Genomic DNA, 14,421 nt, shown 5'->3' on the forward strand with positions numbered 1-14,421 from the left:
GTAGCAGGCATTCTGTAGCATTGGTCGGCGCGCCGTGGGTGCGTCTTTGCTTTATCAGATGGAGAGCGCTATGGCTTGGAATGAGCCGGGTGGCAACTCGAATAATCAGGATCCTTGGGGTGGTAAGCGCCGCAATAATGGCGACCGCAAGGGGCCACCGGATCTCGACGAGGCCTTCCGAAAGCTGCAGGAAAGCCTGAATGGGTTGTTCGGTGGTGGAAAAAAACGCGGTGGTGACGATGGCGGTCGCACAAGCAAGGGCGGCGGCTACGGTCTGCTGGGCCTTGGGCTTGTCGTGCTCGCGGCTGTGTGGCTGTATAGCGCGGTCTACGTGGTGGACGAGCAGGAGCAGGCCGTGGTGCTGCGCTTCGGCAAGTACTACGAGACTGTCGGCCCGGGCCTGAACATCTATTTCCCGCCGATCGACAAGAAGTACATGGAGAACGTCACGCGTGAGCGTGCCTACACCAAGCAGGGCCAGATGCTGACCGAAGACGAGAACATCGTCGAAGTGCCGCTGACCGTGCAGTACAAGATCAGCAACCTGCAGGACTTCGTGCTGAACGTCGATCAGCCGGAAGTCAGCCTGCAACACGCGACCGAAAGCGCCCTGCGCCATGTGGTGGGTTCCACCGCCATGGATCAGGTGCTGACCGAAGGTCGTGAATTGATGGCCAGCGAAATCAAGGAGCGCCTGCAACGGTTCCTCGACACCTATCGCACCGGTATCACCGTCACCCAGGTGAACGTACAGAGCGCAGCGGCACCGCGTGAAGTGCAGGAAGCCTTTGACGACGTGATCCGCGCCCGTGAAGACGAGCAGCGCTCGCGCAACCAGGCTGAAACCTACGCCAACGGCGTCGTGCCGGAAGCCCGTGGCCAGGCCCAGCGCATCCTTGAAGATGCCAACGGTTACCGCGATGAAGTGGTCTCCCGCGCCAAGGGTGAGGCGGATCGCTTTACCAAGCTGGTCGCCGAGTACCGCAAGGCACCGGAAGTCACGCGTGAGCGTCTGTACCTGGACACCATGCAGGAAGTCTTCAGCAACACCAGCAAGGTTCTCGTGACCGGCAGCAAGGGTGGGCAGAACAACCTGCTGTACCTGCCGCTGGACAAGATGATCGAAGGTGGTCGTAGCGGCGCCAGCGCACCGGCTACCGGTTCGAATGCCGCTGCCAACGAAGCGAGCGCCCGTGCGGCCGCTGACTTGCTGCAACAGCAAACACGTACCAGGGAGAGTCGTTGATGAACAATAAATCGCTGACCGCCCTGATTGTGGGCGTCGTCGTGGTCATCGCTGCCTGGAACTGCTTCTACATCGTGGCTCAGACCGAGCGTGCGGTGCTGCTGCAATTCGGTCGCGTGGTCCAGGCGGATGTCCAGCCGGGCCTGCATGTGAAAGTCCCCTACGTCAACCAGGTGCGCAAGTTCGACGCACGCCTGATGACCCTGGATGCACCGACACAGCGTTTCCTGACCCTGGAAAAGAAAGCCGTGATGGTTGACGCCTACGCCAAGTGGCGCGTCAAGGATGCCGAGCGCTTCTACACCGCGACCTCCGGCCTCAAGCAGATTGCCGACGAGCGCTTGTCGCGTCGTCTGGAATCGGGCCTGCGTGACCAGTTTGGTAAGCGCACCCTGCACGAGGTGGTGTCCGGTGAGCGTGATGCGCTGATGGCGGATATCACTCGTTCGTTGAATACGATGGCGGAAAAAGAGCTGGGGATCGAAGTTGTCGATGTCCGGGTCAAGGCCATCGATCTGCCGAAGGAAGTGAACCGCAGCGTGTTCGAGCGCATGAGCACCGAGCGTGAGCGTGAAGCGCGTGAGCACCGCGCCAAAGGTAACGAGCTGGCCGAGGGTATCCGTGCGGATGCCGACCGTCAGCGTCGCGTACTGCTGGCCGAGGCCTATCGCGAGTCTGAAGAGGCGCGGGGTGATGGTGATGCGCAAGCCGCGTCGATCTACGCCAAAGCCTACGGCCAGGACCAGGAGTTCTACGCGTTCTACCGTAGCCTGCGTGCCTACCGTGAAAGCTTCGCGAACAAAACCGACGTCATGGTGCTGGACCCGAGCAGCGACTTCTTCCGTTACCTGGAAAAGTCCAAGTAACTCAATGTTCACTCCCGTCGGGCGGCTAAAACGCCTGGCGGGGTGATCCTTTGAGAAAACGGGTGTATGATGCGGCAGCCGGGAAATTCCCGGCTTTTTTGCGTCTGCATGTTTGATTCGGCAGGCGCGACAGGTTTTTCGAGGAAAGTGCCCGACGAGGCCGTTTGCAGGCCGTTCGTCACGTCGCTCTTGCGCGTGGTTTATGCCGGGGGCGGGCATTTTCTGCTTCACTCAAGGCTCGGCCGAGGGTTGGCCGCCCGGATCATAGGGGAATGGCGTAATGGCAACGGTAGACCGCTGGCTGCTGCCAGATGGCATCGAAGAAGTACTGCCACCAGAAGCTGCGCGCATTGAAGTTGCGCGTCGCCAGGTGTTGGATCTGTTCCAGAGCTGGGGTTACGAGTTTGTCGTGACCCCCCATATCGAGTACCTGGAATCCCTGCTGACCGGCGCGGGCCAGGACCTGGATCTGCGCACCTTCAAGGTCATCGACCCGCAATCGGGCCGGCAAATGGGGTTCCGTGCTGACATCACGCCGCAAGTGGCGCGCATCGATGCGCACACCCTGCGTCGCGAAGGCCCGAGCCGTCTGTGCTACGCCGGCAGCGTGTTGCATGCAAAACCGCGGGCGTTGTCGTCGTCGCGCAGCCCGATCCAGTTGGGTGCCGAGTTGTACGGCGATGCCAGCCCGAGCAGTGACGTGGAAGTCATCAGCCTGATGCTGGCCATGCTGCAACTGGCTGACGTGCCGGATGTCCACATGGACCTGGGCCACGTTGGTATCTACCGTGGCCTGGCCCGTGCGGCGGGGTTGTCCGGTGAAGTGGAACAACAGTTGTTCGATGCCCTGCAGCGCAAGGCGATCGATGAAGTCATCGCCCTGACCGAAGGCGTGCCGGCCGAACTGGCTGACATGCTGCGTGCGCTGGTGAACCTGTGCGGCGGCCGCGAAGTTCTGGACGCTGCCCGTGAGCGCCTGGCCAATGCGCCAGCGCCGGTATTGGCGGCACTGGATGACGTGCTGGCGATTGCAGGGCAGTTGTCGGCGCGGTTCCCGCAACTGCCGTTGTATTTCGATCTGGGTGAGTTGCGCGGCTACCACTACCACACCGGTGTGGTGTTCGCGGTGTTTGTGCCGGGTGTTGGCCAAGCCATCGCCCAAGGCGGTCGTTATGACGATATCGGCGCCGACTTCGGTCGTGCGCGTCCGGCCACCGGTTTCTCCACCGATTTGAAAACCCTGGTGACCCTGGGGCGTGCTGAGGTCGAGCTGCCGTCTGGTGGCATCTGGATGCCCGACAGTACGGATGCAGCACTCTGGCAGCAGGTTTGCCAGTTGCGCGGTGAGGGTCAGCGTGTCGTCCAGGCTTTGCCTGGGCAGCCATTGGCCGCCGCCCGTGAAGCGGACTGCGACCGGCAATTGATTCTGCAGAACGGGCTTTGGCAAGTATCGCCACTGGCTTCTTGAGTTTTCCTGCCGGCCAACGCCGGCACCAAGTTTGCGCGAATGAGGACAAGTGTTATGGGTAAGAATGTCGTAGTCCTGGGCACCCAATGGGGTGATGAGGGCAAAGGCAAGATCGTTGATCTGCTGACCGAACATGCTGCCGCCGTAGTGCGCTACCAAGGCGGCCACAACGCTGGCCACACCCTGGTCATCGATGGCGAAAAAACCGTCTTGCACCTGATCCCGTCGGGCGTGCTGCGCGAAGGCGTGCAGTGCCTGATCGGCAACGGCGTCGTGGTTGCACCGGATGCCCTGCTGCGCGAGATCACCAAGCTGGAAGAGAAAGGCGTACCGGTGCGCGAGCGCCTGCGTATCAGCCCGTCCTGCCCGCTGATCCTGTCCTTCCACGTTGCGCTGGACCAGGCCCGTGAAAAGGCGCGTGGCGAGCTGAAGATCGGCACCACCGGTCGCGGTATCGGCCCGGCCTATGAAGATAAAGTCGCACGTCGTGGCCTGCGTGTTGGCGACCTGCTCAACATGCCGCGCTTTGAAGACAAACTGCGCGAACTGGTGGAATACCACAACTTCATGTTGGTGGGTTACTACAAAGAGCCAGCTATCGAATTCGACAAGACCCTGGCCGAATGCAAGGAATACGCTGAGCTGCTCAAGCCGCTGATGCTGGACGTGACCGCCGAGCTGCACGACCTGCGTCGTGCTGGCAAAGACATCATGTTCGAAGGCGCTCAAGGCTCGTTGCTGGACATCGACCACGGTACCTACCCGTATGTGACCAGCTCCAACACCACCGCTGGTGGCGTGGCTACCGGTTCGGGTGTTGGCCCTATGTTCCTGGACTACATCCTGGGCATTACCAAGGCTTACACCACTCGCGTCGGTTCGGGGCCATTCCCGACTGAGCTGTTCGACGAAGTCGGTGCGCACCTGGCCAAGCAAGGTCACGAGTTCGGCGCAACCACCGGCCGCGCTCGTCGTTGTGGCTGGTTCGATGCCGTTATCCTGCGTCGTGCTATCGATGTGAACAGCATCTCGGGTATCTGCCTGACCAAGCTGGACGTACTCGACGGTCTGGAAACCATCAACATCTGCGTCGGCTACAAAGATGCAGAAGGTAAGAGCGTTGCTCCGACTGACGCTGACAGTTACGTGGGTCTGCAGCCGGTGTACGAAGAAGTGCCAGGCTGGACCGAATCGACCGTGGGGGCCAAAACCCTGGAAGAGCTGCCAGCCAATGCGCGTGCTTACATCAAGCGCGTTGAAGAGCTGATCGGCGCGCCGATTGACATTATTTCGACGGGCCCGGACCGCAACGAGACCATCGTTCTGCGTCACCCGTTCGCTTAATAAGCTGTTGATGTAAAAAGCAAAGGGCTCCTTCGGGAGCCCTTTGTCGTCTCAGTTCACCAAACGGCACGACCCTTGCTGTATTTCCTTCTTTCGCGGTGCTATCAAATTAATGGCACCCGTGGTGGAGGGATTCCCGATGTCTGCCGTTCTCTCATTGTTACAAAGTCGTCTGTTGCGGCCGGTGTTCGTTACCCTAGGTATCGCTCTTTTGGTGCAAGTGCTGGTGGCGGTCGCTCTAACTCGGAGCACCGTCACGGCGCTGGAAGCTGATTTGGGCAATCGCCTGGGGGTCGACAGTCAGAAACTGTCGGGCGAACTGGCTCAGGCCGGCAAGGAAGTCACATCCAGCCTGGACAGCTTGTCCAGCAGTACCCGTCAGCGTCTGACCGCAGGGCTTTCCGCGCGCCTGCAGGAAGAGCAGAAGCAACTGCGTGCGACCCTGGAAAAAGACCTGCAAGACTCCGCTAATGACATGGCGCAATTGCTGGCCTCTGTGGCGCCCCGCGCCATGTGGGACAACGATGTGCCGACGCTGTCGGAGTTCGCCCGACGGGCCCAGCGCAATCCCAACGTGTTGTTCGTGGTGTATGACGACGCTGCCGGTGAGCATCTGACCCGCTATCTGAACCGGGAAAACCCGATCAACCAGGCTTTGCTGGAAAAGGGCAAGGGCGACCGTGCTCTCGATAAGGTGCTGGACGCCGCCAAGGCGGACGCCTCCGTGTACTACGTCGAAGCGTCCATCAGTCCCAACGGTGTCGAGATCGGCAAGGTCCGCATGGGCGTCTCGACCGCGTCGGTAGAGGCCGACCTGCTGGCGCTGGATAAGCGCTTTGCGGCACTGATTGCCAGCGGCGATCAGTTGGTGGGCGATAGCCTCAAGGGTGCGGCGGCGGATAGTGCTGCCGCCATGGGGGCGAGGTTGCAATCGGCGCAGGCGACCGCTACCCAGATGACCGCCAACACCGCGAGTGTCGTGCAAGAAGCGGCGGGTACGCTGCGTTGGCGCATCGGCATGGGGCTTGCGGTGGTCGGTTTTGGTGTCTTGCTGCTGATCGCGGTGGTGCTCGGGCGGCGCGTGGTCAATCGTTTGAAACTGTTGATCGCAGCCATGGATGATCTGGCGGCGGGTGAGGGTGACCTGACCAAGCGCGTGCAGATCAACAGCAAAGATGAGATCGGCGACATGGCTTCGGCGGTCAATCGCTTTGTGGATAAGTTGCAGCCCATCGTGCGCGAGGCCGGCGATGTGGCGCAGCGTACCGGTGTGGAAATCGGCGCGATGACCTTGCGCAATGCCGGCGCCGACGCGGCGGCGGGTTTGCAGCGCGACGAAGTGGCCGAGAGCCTGCGCGCGCTGTCGCAGATGGCCGATGAGGCCCAGGCCGAAAGCCATGCGATGCAGGCCGCGCTACAGCAGGTGGTGGATATTCGCCAGGCTACGGATGAAAACTCGCGCACGTCGGCTGAAGTCGGCAGCTTGATTGAAGCGCTGGCGGGGCAGGTGCAGGCCGGTTCCAAAGTCATCGAGCGCCTGGCGGCGCAAAGCGAGCAGATCGAAGTGGTGCTGACCGTGATCCACGGCATCGCCGAGCAGACCAACCTGTTGGCGCTCAACGCGGCCATCGAAGCGGCGCGTGCCGGTGAGACCGGGCGTGGCTTTGCGGTGGTGGCAGACGAGGTGCGTGCGCTGGCGAGTAAAACCCAGAGCTCCACCGGTGATATCCAGGCGCATATCGTGGCGTTGCAGCAGGGCGCGCGCGAGGCGGTCGAAACCATTGGCAAGGCCGGGCGCCAGGCCAGCGAAGGCTTGCTGGTGCTGCGCGACAGTGTGCGCTTGCAGCAGACGGTGCAGGCCTCGGTGGAGCAGGTACACGCGGCGATTGGCCTGGCCACTCGTGCGGCTGAGCATCAAGCCCAGGGCGCACACGCGGTGCGTGGGCGGGTCGAGGTGATTCACGCCCAGGCCGAGCGTGCCGCGCAGGCTGTGGTAGAAACCACGGCCAGTGGCAAGGTGCTGGATGGCTTGGCGGCGCAGTTGAAGGCGAGCCTGGGGCAGTTCCGGGCTTAGTGTGGTCTGTGCCGCCGCCATCGGGAGCTTGCCCCCGATAGCGGTTTCAGCGACTCAAATACATCCGCGTCGTGAGCAAATAAACCGGCAACCCCGACACCAGAATCAACAACGCTGCATAAGGTGCCGCCGCCGCGAACTCCACATTCGAGGTATGCGCCCACACCGCCGTCGCCAAGGTATTCAGCCCGGTCGGGCTGAGCAGCAATGTCGCCGTCAATTCCTTCATCGCATCAAGAAACACCAGCGCGAATGCCGCCCCCAATGCCGGGAAAATAATCGGCAGGGTCACCCGGCAAAAGGCACTGAACGACGACGCACCCAGCGTGCGTGCGGCCTCTTCCAGCTGCGGTGCGGCCTTGTTCAAGGCCGTCCGGATCGGCGCCTGGGCCAGCGGTAAAAACAGCAGCGCATAGGCAATCAGCAACAGTGCCGACGTCTGGTACAGCGCCGGCACGTAATGCAAGGCGAAGTACACCAGTGTCAGTGCAATCACCAGTCCGGGCAGGGCGTGCAGCAAGTACGGCAGGCGCTCGGCCCAAATCGCCAGATGGCCTTTATAGCGCACCACCAGCAACCCCACCGGCACCGCGAGTACCAGGCACAGTGCCGCACCACCCAGCGACAGCGCCAGGGAGGACAGCAGCGCCTCGCCAATTTCGGTCACCGGGAACGCGGCCGACGAGCCCACCGCCAGCCAATAGCCGAGCATCCCCAGCGGAATGCCGCTGCCGATGATCGCCAGCGCCAGGCAATACAGCTGCCCCAATGGCGCCCACTTGCCCAGTCGGACCTGTTCCGCATGCCGCGCCGCGCCCTGGCCAATCCGCACATGTCGACCCTTGCCGCGCACGCGCAACTCCAGCCACAGCAGCGTCAGGCACATCGCCAGCAACACCGCCGACAACATCGCGGCATTGGCATTGCTGAATTCCAGTTCGAATTGCTGGTAGATCGCTGTGGTAAAGGTCTGTAGGCCGATGATCGACAGCGCGCCGAACTCCACCAGCATATGCAGCGCGATCAGCAGTGCCCCGGCCAGCAGTGACGGCCACAGCAAGGGCAAAGTGATGCGCCAGAACACGCCCCAGCGATTCAGTCCCAGGGTGCGCGCAGATTCTTCAAGGGAGGGATCGAGATTGCGCAGGGTCGCCGCCACGGGTAGGAACACCAGCGGGTATTTGGACAGGGTCATCACCAGGATCGCCCCGCCGAGCCCTTCGAAGTTAGCGCTCAGCGACACCCAGGTGAAGCTGCTGACAAACGCCGGCACCGCGAACGGCAGGCACAGGACCACGCCCCAGAGGCGGCGCCCCGGCAGGTTGCTGCGCTCCAGCAGCCAGGCCAGGGACAGGCCAATCACGCCGCACGCCACCGTCACCCCAATCATCAGGGCCAGGGTGTTGCGCAGCAGCCCGAACACATACGGCCGCCACAGCAGATGCACCGCTTGCGCCCAGCCGGCTTGCCAGGCCTTGAGCCCGACGTATGCCAGCGGCAGCAGGCTCAAGCCGACCAGAAGCAACACGGGCAGCAACAGCCAGATCGAAGGACGCTTGCGCCTCGGGCTGTAACCCCCACGTAAGGCGGAGGTCATCAGTTCAGGCCAACGTCACGTTCCATGTCCAGGGCTTCTTCAGCGTTACCCAGGTCGGCGGGGGTGACTTTCGGTGGTTGCAGCTCGCTGAACGGCTTGAGGCCGCGATTGGACTCCATGCCCTTACGCAGCGGGTATTCGGCCGAGGTGTTGGTGATCACGCGCTGGCCTTCTTCACTGGTCATGAACGCCAGCAGTTGCTGGGCTTCTTTCGGGTGCTTGCTGGATTTCAGCGCGGCCGCAGAAGACACGGTGATCAGGCCGCCGGCATCGCCATTGGTGAAGTAGTGCAACTGCGAGTCCAGGTTGGTTTTTTCCTTCTTCAGGGCAAACCAGTAGTAGTTATTCACCAGCACGCTGGCGATTTCGCCGTTTTCCACGGCTTTGAGGGCGACCATGTTGTTGCTGTACACCTTGCCGAAGGCGCGCAGGCCGGTCAGCCATTCTTCGGCGGCTTCACGACCGTGCAACTTGATGATCGCCACGGCCTGCTCCTGGAACGCGCCGCTGGTGGGGACGAAGCCGACCTTGCCTTGCCATTCGGGGCGGGCGAAATCCAGCGCCGACTTGGGCAGGTCTTTCTCGGCAATCAGTTTCGGATTGAACGCCACGACGCGGGTGCGTGCGGTCACGCCCATCCAGTCGCCATTCCTGCTGACATAGTCCTTGGGTAATACATCGAGCGTGCTGGCGTCGATTTTTGCCAGCAGGCCTTGCTCGCCGAGTTTGTTCAGTGGCGGCGATTCTTCGGTGTAGATCACGTCGGCCGGGGAGCGCTCGCCTTCTTCGACGACCTGGCTGGCCAACTGGTTGCTGCTGCCCTTGCGCACGTTGACGTGGATGCCGGTCTTGGTTTCGAAGGCCTTGGCGAGGTCATCGCCGACTTCTTTGTGTTGGCCGTTGTACAGGGTCAGGGAAATCTTGTCGGCGCAATAGGCGGTGGGCGAGAGCAGGGTCAGGCCGAGTAGAGTGATGCTTAGGCCGCGCAGAAGGGATGTCTTGAGATGGGTGTCGCGGATCATCATCCGGAAGTTTCCTCGCTTGAGTGCAACAAATCGTTGCAAGGATAAACGATAAAACTTCTCAAGTGCGGACGAGGGGGGAATCGGTGGGGGAGTTTTCATACGTCGGAAACGAAAAAACCCGCTTTCGCGGGTTTGATCTGAATTTGGTGCCCAGGAGAAGACTCGAACTTCCACGACCTTGCGATCACCAGCACCTGAAGCTGGCGTGTCTACCAATTTCACCACCTGGGCATTATCAAACAACGTTGCCGCTGTCGATGGAGCGAACTATACGGCGGGCTTTTTGATCTGTAAACCCCTGATTCAAAAAAATAAATCGGGATTTGCGTTAAAAATCAAAGGCCTGAAACGCAAAAACCCGCTTTCGCGGGTTTTTGGGAGACTCAAGGTCGAACCTTGAGTTTGAAATTGGTGCCCAGGAGAAGACTCGAACTTCCACGACCTTGCGATCACCAGCACCTGAAGCTGGCGTGTCTACCAATTTCACCACCTGGGCAGCATCAACAACGTTGCCGTCGTCGATGGCGCGCACTATACGGAGTGGCTTTTGAGCTGTAAACCCCCGCCATGAAAAAAGCCTGGAAAATTTCGCCAATGGTCGTGCAAGGTGCGTCTTTGGGGCTACAAAGTGCTTTAAAACACTTGTTGACGCCTGAAATTTCCCGTTTCAATACGCGTATGCCAAACTAACCCGCATATAGACAAGGTGAAAACTCTCTAATGGCCGATTGGCAGTCCCTCGATCCCGAGGCCGCTCGTGAAGCGGAAAAATATGAAAACCCTATTCCTAGCCGCGAACTGATCCTGGCGCATCTCGCCGATCGTGGTTCGCCTGCTAGCCGCGAGCAGTTGGTTGAAGAATTCGGTCTGACCACCGAAGACCAGCTCGAAGCCCTGCGCCGCCGTCTGCGTGCCATGGAACGCGATGCTCAGTTGATCTACACCCGCCGTGGCACGTATGCGCCCGTGGACAAGCTCGACCTGATCCTGGGCCGCATTGCTGGTCACCGTGACGGCTTCGGCTTCCTGATCCCGGATGACGGCAGCGACGACCTGTTCATGAGCCCGGCGCAAATGCGTCTGGTGTTCGATGGCGACCGTGCGCTGGCGCGCGTGTCGGGCCTGGACCGTCGCGGCCGCCGTGAAGGTGTGATCGTCGAAGTGGTGTCCCGTGCCCATGAGTCCATCGTCGGGCGTTACTTCGAAGAAGGCGGCATTGGCTTCGTCATTCCGGACAACCCGAAGGTCCAGCAGGAAGTGCTGGTGACCCCGGGCCGCAATGGCGCCGCCAAGGTTGGTCAGTTCGTGGAGGTGAAAATCACCCACTGGCCAACCCCGCGCTTCCAGCCCCAGGGCGATATCGTCGAAGTGGTCGGCAACTACATGGCGCCGGGCATGGAAATCGACGTCGCGCTGCGCACCTACGATATTCCGCACGTCTGGCCCGACGCCGTGCTCAAGGAAGCCGCCAAGCTCAAGCCGGAAGTCGAAGATAAGGACAAAGAGAAGCGCATTGACCTGCGCCATCTGCCGTTCGTCACCATCGACGGCGAAGACGCTCGCGACTTCGACGATGCGGTGTATTGCGAAGCCAAACCTGGCAAGTTGCGCCTGTTCTCGGGTGGCTGGAAGTTGTACGTGGCGATTGCCGACGTCTCCAGCTACGTGAAGATCGGTTCGGCGCTGGATAACGAAGCTCAGGTGCGCGGCAACTCCGTGTACTTCCCTGAGCGCGTGATCCCGATGCTGCCTGAGCAGTTGTCCAACGGCCTGTGCTCCCTGAACCCGAAAGTCGACCGTTTGGCCATGGTGTGCGAGATGACCATCTCGAAAACCGGCGAAATGACCGATTACCAGTTCTACGAAGCGGTGATCTACTCTCAGGCGCGCCTGACCTACAACAAGGTCAGCACCATCCTGGAAGCGCCGAAGACCAGCGAAGCCAAGGCCTTGCGTACTGAATACGCCGGTGTGGTGCCGCATCTCAAGCAACTGTACTCGCTGTACAAGGTGCTGCTGGGTGCACGCCATGTGCGTGGCGCAATCGATTTTGAGACCCAGGAAACCCGGATCATCTTCGGTTCCCAGCGCAAGATCGCCGAGATCACCCCGACCACCCGCAACGACGCGCACAAGCTGATCGAGGAATGCATGCTGGCGGCCAACGTGGCCACCGCAGAGTTCCTGAAGAAGCACGAAATTCCTGCGCTGTATCGGGTGCACGACGGTCCGCCGCCGGAGCGTCTGGAAAAACTGCGCGCCTTCCTCGGCGAGCTCGGTCTGTCCCTGCACAAAGGCAAGGACGGCCCGTCGCCGAAGGATTACCAGGCACTGCTGGCCAGCATCAAGGACCGTCCGGATTTCCACCTGATCCAGACCGTGATGCTGCGTTCCCTGAGCCAGGCGGTGTACAGCGCCGACAATCAGGGCCACTTCGGCTTGAATTACGAGGCGTACACCCACTTCACCTCGCCGATCCGTCGTTACCCGGACCTGCTCACGCACCGTGCGATCCGCAGCGTGATCCACTCCAAGCAGGACACCCCGCACGTCAAGCGCGCCGGTGCCATGACCATTCCGAAGGCGCGGATCTATCCATACGACGAAGCGGCCCTGGAACAGCTCGGCGAGCAGTGCTCCATGAGCGAGCGCCGTGCCGACGAAGCCACCCGTGACGTTGTGAACTGGCTCAAGTGCGAGTTCATGAAAGACCGCGTAGGCGAGTCGTTCCCGGGCGTGATCACGGCCGTGACCGGCTTTGGTCTGTTTGTCGAACTGACCGATATCTACGTCGAGGGCCTGGTGCATGTCACCGCCTTGCCGGGTGACTACTACCACTTCGATCCTGTGCATCACCGCCTGGCGGGCGAGCGTACCGGTCGCAGTTTCCGCTTGGGCGACACGGTCGAAGTGCGCGTCATGCGCGTCGACCTGGACGAGCGCAAGATCGACTTCGAGATGGCCGAAAAAACCATCGCCGCGCCGATCGGCCGCAAAAAACGTGGCAGCGAAACCGCCGCTCCGGCCACCAAAGGCAAGGGGGCGCCTGCGAAAACTGTCGCCACCGAGCCGGCGCCAGCAAAGGCTGGTCGTCGTCCGGCGGCCAAGGACAAGGCTCCTGAAGCCTACCGCCCAAGCGACGCAGCGGCGAAAAACGCCGAACTGCGCAAGAGCCGTGAGTTGAAGCAGCAGTTGCTCAACGAAGCCAAAAGCGGTGGTAAAGCGGCGTCTGGGGGAAAGCCCCACACGGCGGAAAAGCCGTCGAGCAAGCCCAGTAAACATCGTAAAGGCCCGCCCAAAGCGGGTTCGGCTCCCGCGAAAAGCGGCGGGCCGCGTAAACCTAAGGCCAAGTCATGAGTCTGGAAAAAATCTACGGCGTCCACGCCGTAGAAGCACTGCTGCGTCATCACCCTAAACGCGTCAAGCAGGTTTGGCTGGCGGAAGGTCGCAGCGAGCCGCGTGTGCAGGCGTTGGTCGAGTTGGCCAACGAAAACCGCGTGGCGATCGGCCAGGCCGAGCGTCGCGAAATGGACGTGTGGGTTGAAGGCGTTCACCAAGGCGTCGTCGCGGATGTCAGCCCGAGCCAGGTGTGGGGCGAGGCGATGCTCGACGAGCTGCTCGACCGCACCGAAGGCGCACCGCTGTTGCTGGTGCTGGACGGCGTGACCGACCCGCACAACCTCGGCGCCTGCCTGCGTTCGGCGGATGCTGCCGGTGCGCTGGCGGTGATCGTGCCCAAGGACAAGTCGGCCACGTTGACGCCAGTTGTGCGTAAAGTCGCGTGCGGCGCGGCGGAAGTGATTCCGCTGGTCGCCGTGACCAACCTCGCGCGCACCCTGGAGAAACTCCAGCAGCGCGGCCTGTGGGTCGTGGGCACGGCGGGGGAGGCCGAGGTCAGCATTTATGACCAGGACCTCACCGGCCCGACCATCCTGATCATGGGCGCCGAAGGCAAAGGCATGCGTCGCCTGACCCGCGAGCATTGTGATTATCTGGTTCACCTGCCGATGGCCGGTAGCGTCAGTAGCCTCAATGTGTCTGTTGCGACGGGCGTGTGCTTGTTTGAAGCCCGACGCCAACGCGGCGCCAAGGCCAAGACCAAGAAGTAATCTGAACCTGGCCTCGATCAAAATGTGGGAGGGGGCAAGCCCCCTCCCACATTTGTTTTGCGGTGTCTGGATGATTGTTCAAATAATCACCAATTGCCTTGCGCCCTTCCTCCCCCTTCTCTACAATTGCGCCCCTTGCCTTCCTGGCAGGCACCGATGTGCCTCCCTGCGGCAAGATCCATAAGTGTCATTCACTCCTTGTCTGACCGTTTTTGAGCGGCAGGCTACAACCCGTAAGGAGCATTCATGCGTCATTACGAAATCATCTTTTTGGTCCACCCGGATCAAAGCGAGCAAGTCGGCGGCATGGTAGAGCGTTACACCAAGCTGATCGAAGAAGACGGCGGCAAAATCCACCGTCTGGAAGATTGGGGCCGTCGTCAACTGGCCTATGCAATCAACAATGTTCACAAGGCTCACTACGTGATGCTGAACGTTGAGTGCACTGGCAAGGCTCTGTCCGAGCTGGAAGACAACTTCCGCTACAACGATGCTGTGATCCGTAACCTGGTCATCCGTCGCGAAGAAGCCGTTACCGGCCAATCCGAGATGCTCAAGGCTGAAGAAAACCGCAGTGAGCGCCGTGAGCGTCGCGACCGTCCTGAGCACGAAGGCGCTGAAAGCGCTGATAGTGATGACAGCGACAACAGCGATAACGCTGACGAGTAATCCACGGACCTTTTAAGGAGCCT

The 14,421-nt window shown here is 61.1% G+C and carries 11 protein-coding genes and 2 tRNA genes; 9 read left to right on the forward strand and 4 right to left on the reverse strand.

Annotation, left to right across the window (positions count from 1 at the left end):
* Nucleotides 1-70 precede the first annotated feature (70 nt).
* The 5 genes from hflK to J2Y83_RS02010 all read left to right on the forward strand — a co-directional run bounded on the left by hflK (nucleotide 71) and on the right by J2Y83_RS02010 (nucleotide 6,998).
* Nucleotides 71-1,246: an FtsH protease activity modulator HflK gene (hflK, locus tag J2Y83_RS01990; RefSeq protein WP_253393096.1), complete on the forward strand. Its 1,176-nt coding sequence runs from the start codon at nucleotides 71-73 to the stop codon at nucleotides 1,244-1,246.
* A complete protein-coding gene (hflC, locus tag J2Y83_RS01995) occupies nucleotides 1,246-2,112 on the forward strand; it encodes a protease modulator HflC (protein ID WP_046384902.1) in 867 nt (288 codons plus the stop codon). The genes hflK and hflC overlap by 1 nt, the downstream gene beginning before the upstream one ends.
* Before the next feature lie 280 nt (nucleotides 2,113-2,392).
* Nucleotides 2,393-3,580 (forward strand): ATP phosphoribosyltransferase regulatory subunit, encoded by a 1,188-nt coding sequence (locus J2Y83_RS02000; RefSeq protein WP_247398199.1) that lies wholly within the window; start codon nucleotides 2,393-2,395, stop codon nucleotides 3,578-3,580.
* A gap of 54 nt (nucleotides 3,581-3,634) precedes the next feature.
* Complete coding sequence (locus tag J2Y83_RS02005; protein ID WP_247398197.1) at nucleotides 3,635-4,924, forward strand: adenylosuccinate synthase; 1,290 nt, start codon at nucleotides 3,635-3,637, stop codon at nucleotides 4,922-4,924.
* 139 nt (nucleotides 4,925-5,063) lie between these two features.
* Complete coding sequence (locus J2Y83_RS02010) at nucleotides 5,064-6,998, forward strand: methyl-accepting chemotaxis protein (protein ID WP_253393100.1); 1,935 nt, start codon at nucleotides 5,064-5,066, stop codon at nucleotides 6,996-6,998.
* Nucleotides 6,999-7,044: 46 nt separating this feature from the next.
* Here J2Y83_RS02010 and J2Y83_RS02015 read toward each other — a convergent pair whose 3' ends face one another.
* From J2Y83_RS02015 to J2Y83_RS02025, 3 genes are all read right to left on the reverse strand, one after another.
* Nucleotides 7,045-8,595 carry an ABC transporter permease gene (locus J2Y83_RS02015; protein ID WP_253393102.1) on the reverse strand — a complete coding sequence of 517 codons (1,551 nt, stop codon included), beginning with the start codon at nucleotides 8,593-8,595 and terminating at the stop codon, nucleotides 7,045-7,047.
* Entirely contained in the window at nucleotides 8,595-9,620 is a 1,026-nt protein-coding gene (locus J2Y83_RS02020; RefSeq protein WP_253393104.1) for an iron ABC transporter substrate-binding protein, read from the reverse strand. Before J2Y83_RS02020 ends, J2Y83_RS02015 begins: the two co-directional genes overlap by 1 nt.
* Before the next feature lie 144 nt (nucleotides 9,621-9,764).
* Nucleotides 9,765-9,851 (reverse strand) — tRNA-Leu (locus J2Y83_RS02025).
* On the opposite strand from J2Y83_RS02025, the gene J2Y83_RS02030 reads away from it, so the two are divergent.
* The gene (locus J2Y83_RS02030; RefSeq protein ID WP_253393106.1) at nucleotides 9,826-10,020 is read left to right on the forward strand and encodes a hypothetical protein; all 195 of its coding nucleotides are present in this window, start codon (nucleotides 9,826-9,828) and stop codon (nucleotides 10,018-10,020) included. The two genes, J2Y83_RS02025 and J2Y83_RS02030, sit on opposite strands and share 26 nt — an antisense overlap.
* A gap of 9 nt (nucleotides 10,021-10,029) precedes the next feature.
* Here the strand turns inward: J2Y83_RS02030 and J2Y83_RS02035 are convergent.
* Nucleotides 10,030-10,116: transfer RNA gene (locus tag J2Y83_RS02035), tRNA-Leu, on the reverse strand.
* A gap of 224 nt (nucleotides 10,117-10,340) precedes the next feature.
* Here J2Y83_RS02035 and rnr point away from each other — a divergent pair.
* The 3 genes from rnr (at nucleotide 10,341) to rpsF (ending at nucleotide 14,398) form a co-directional block, all read left to right on the forward strand.
* Complete coding sequence (gene rnr / locus J2Y83_RS02040) at nucleotides 10,341-12,977, forward strand: ribonuclease R (protein WP_253393114.1); 2,637 nt, start codon at nucleotides 10,341-10,343, stop codon at nucleotides 12,975-12,977.
* Complete coding sequence (rlmB, locus tag J2Y83_RS02045; protein WP_247399613.1) at nucleotides 12,974-13,729, forward strand: 23S rRNA (guanosine(2251)-2'-O)-methyltransferase RlmB; 756 nt, start codon at nucleotides 12,974-12,976, stop codon at nucleotides 13,727-13,729. The genes rnr and rlmB overlap by 4 nt, the downstream gene beginning before the upstream one ends.
* A gap of 246 nt (nucleotides 13,730-13,975) precedes the next feature.
* Nucleotides 13,976-14,398 (forward strand): 30S ribosomal protein S6, encoded by a 423-nt coding sequence (gene rpsF / locus J2Y83_RS02050; protein ID WP_226505553.1) that lies wholly within the window; start codon nucleotides 13,976-13,978, stop codon nucleotides 14,396-14,398.
* Nucleotides 14,399-14,421 lie beyond the last annotated feature (23 nt).

This window comes from Pseudomonas marginalis (genome assembly GCF_024169655.1).
Classification (GTDB): Bacteria; Pseudomonadota; Gammaproteobacteria; order Pseudomonadales; family Pseudomonadaceae; genus Aquipseudomonas; species Aquipseudomonas paraveronii.

Excerpts from the sequence above, each read along its gene's own strand:
- hflK (WP_253393096.1), top strand. The coding sequence starts at position 71 with ATGGCTTGGAATGAGCCGGGTGGCAACTCGAATAATCAGGATCCTTGG.
- hflC (WP_046384902.1), top strand. The coding sequence starts at position 1,246 with ATGAACAATAAATCGCTGACCGCCCTGATTGTGGGCGTCGTCGTGGTC.
- J2Y83_RS02000 (WP_247398199.1), top strand. The coding sequence starts at position 2,393 with ATGGCAACGGTAGACCGCTGGCTGCTGCCAGATGGCATCGAAGAAGTA.
- J2Y83_RS02005 (WP_247398197.1), top strand. The coding sequence starts at position 3,635 with ATGGGTAAGAATGTCGTAGTCCTGGGCACCCAATGGGGTGATGAGGGC.
- J2Y83_RS02010 (WP_253393100.1), top strand. The coding sequence starts at position 5,064 with ATGTCTGCCGTTCTCTCATTGTTACAAAGTCGTCTGTTGCGGCCGGTG.
- J2Y83_RS02015 (WP_253393102.1), bottom strand. The coding sequence starts at position 8,595 with ATGACCTCCGCCTTACGTGGGGGTTACAGCCCGAGGCGCAAGCGTCCT.
- J2Y83_RS02020 (WP_253393104.1), bottom strand. The coding sequence starts at position 9,620 with ATGATGATCCGCGACACCCATCTCAAGACATCCCTTCTGCGCGGCCTA.
- rnr (WP_253393114.1), top strand. The coding sequence starts at position 10,341 with ATGGCCGATTGGCAGTCCCTCGATCCCGAGGCCGCTCGTGAAGCGGAA.
- rlmB (WP_247399613.1), top strand. The coding sequence starts at position 12,974 with ATGAGTCTGGAAAAAATCTACGGCGTCCACGCCGTAGAAGCACTGCTG.
- rpsF (WP_226505553.1), top strand. The coding sequence starts at position 13,976 with ATGCGTCATTACGAAATCATCTTTTTGGTCCACCCGGATCAAAGCGAG.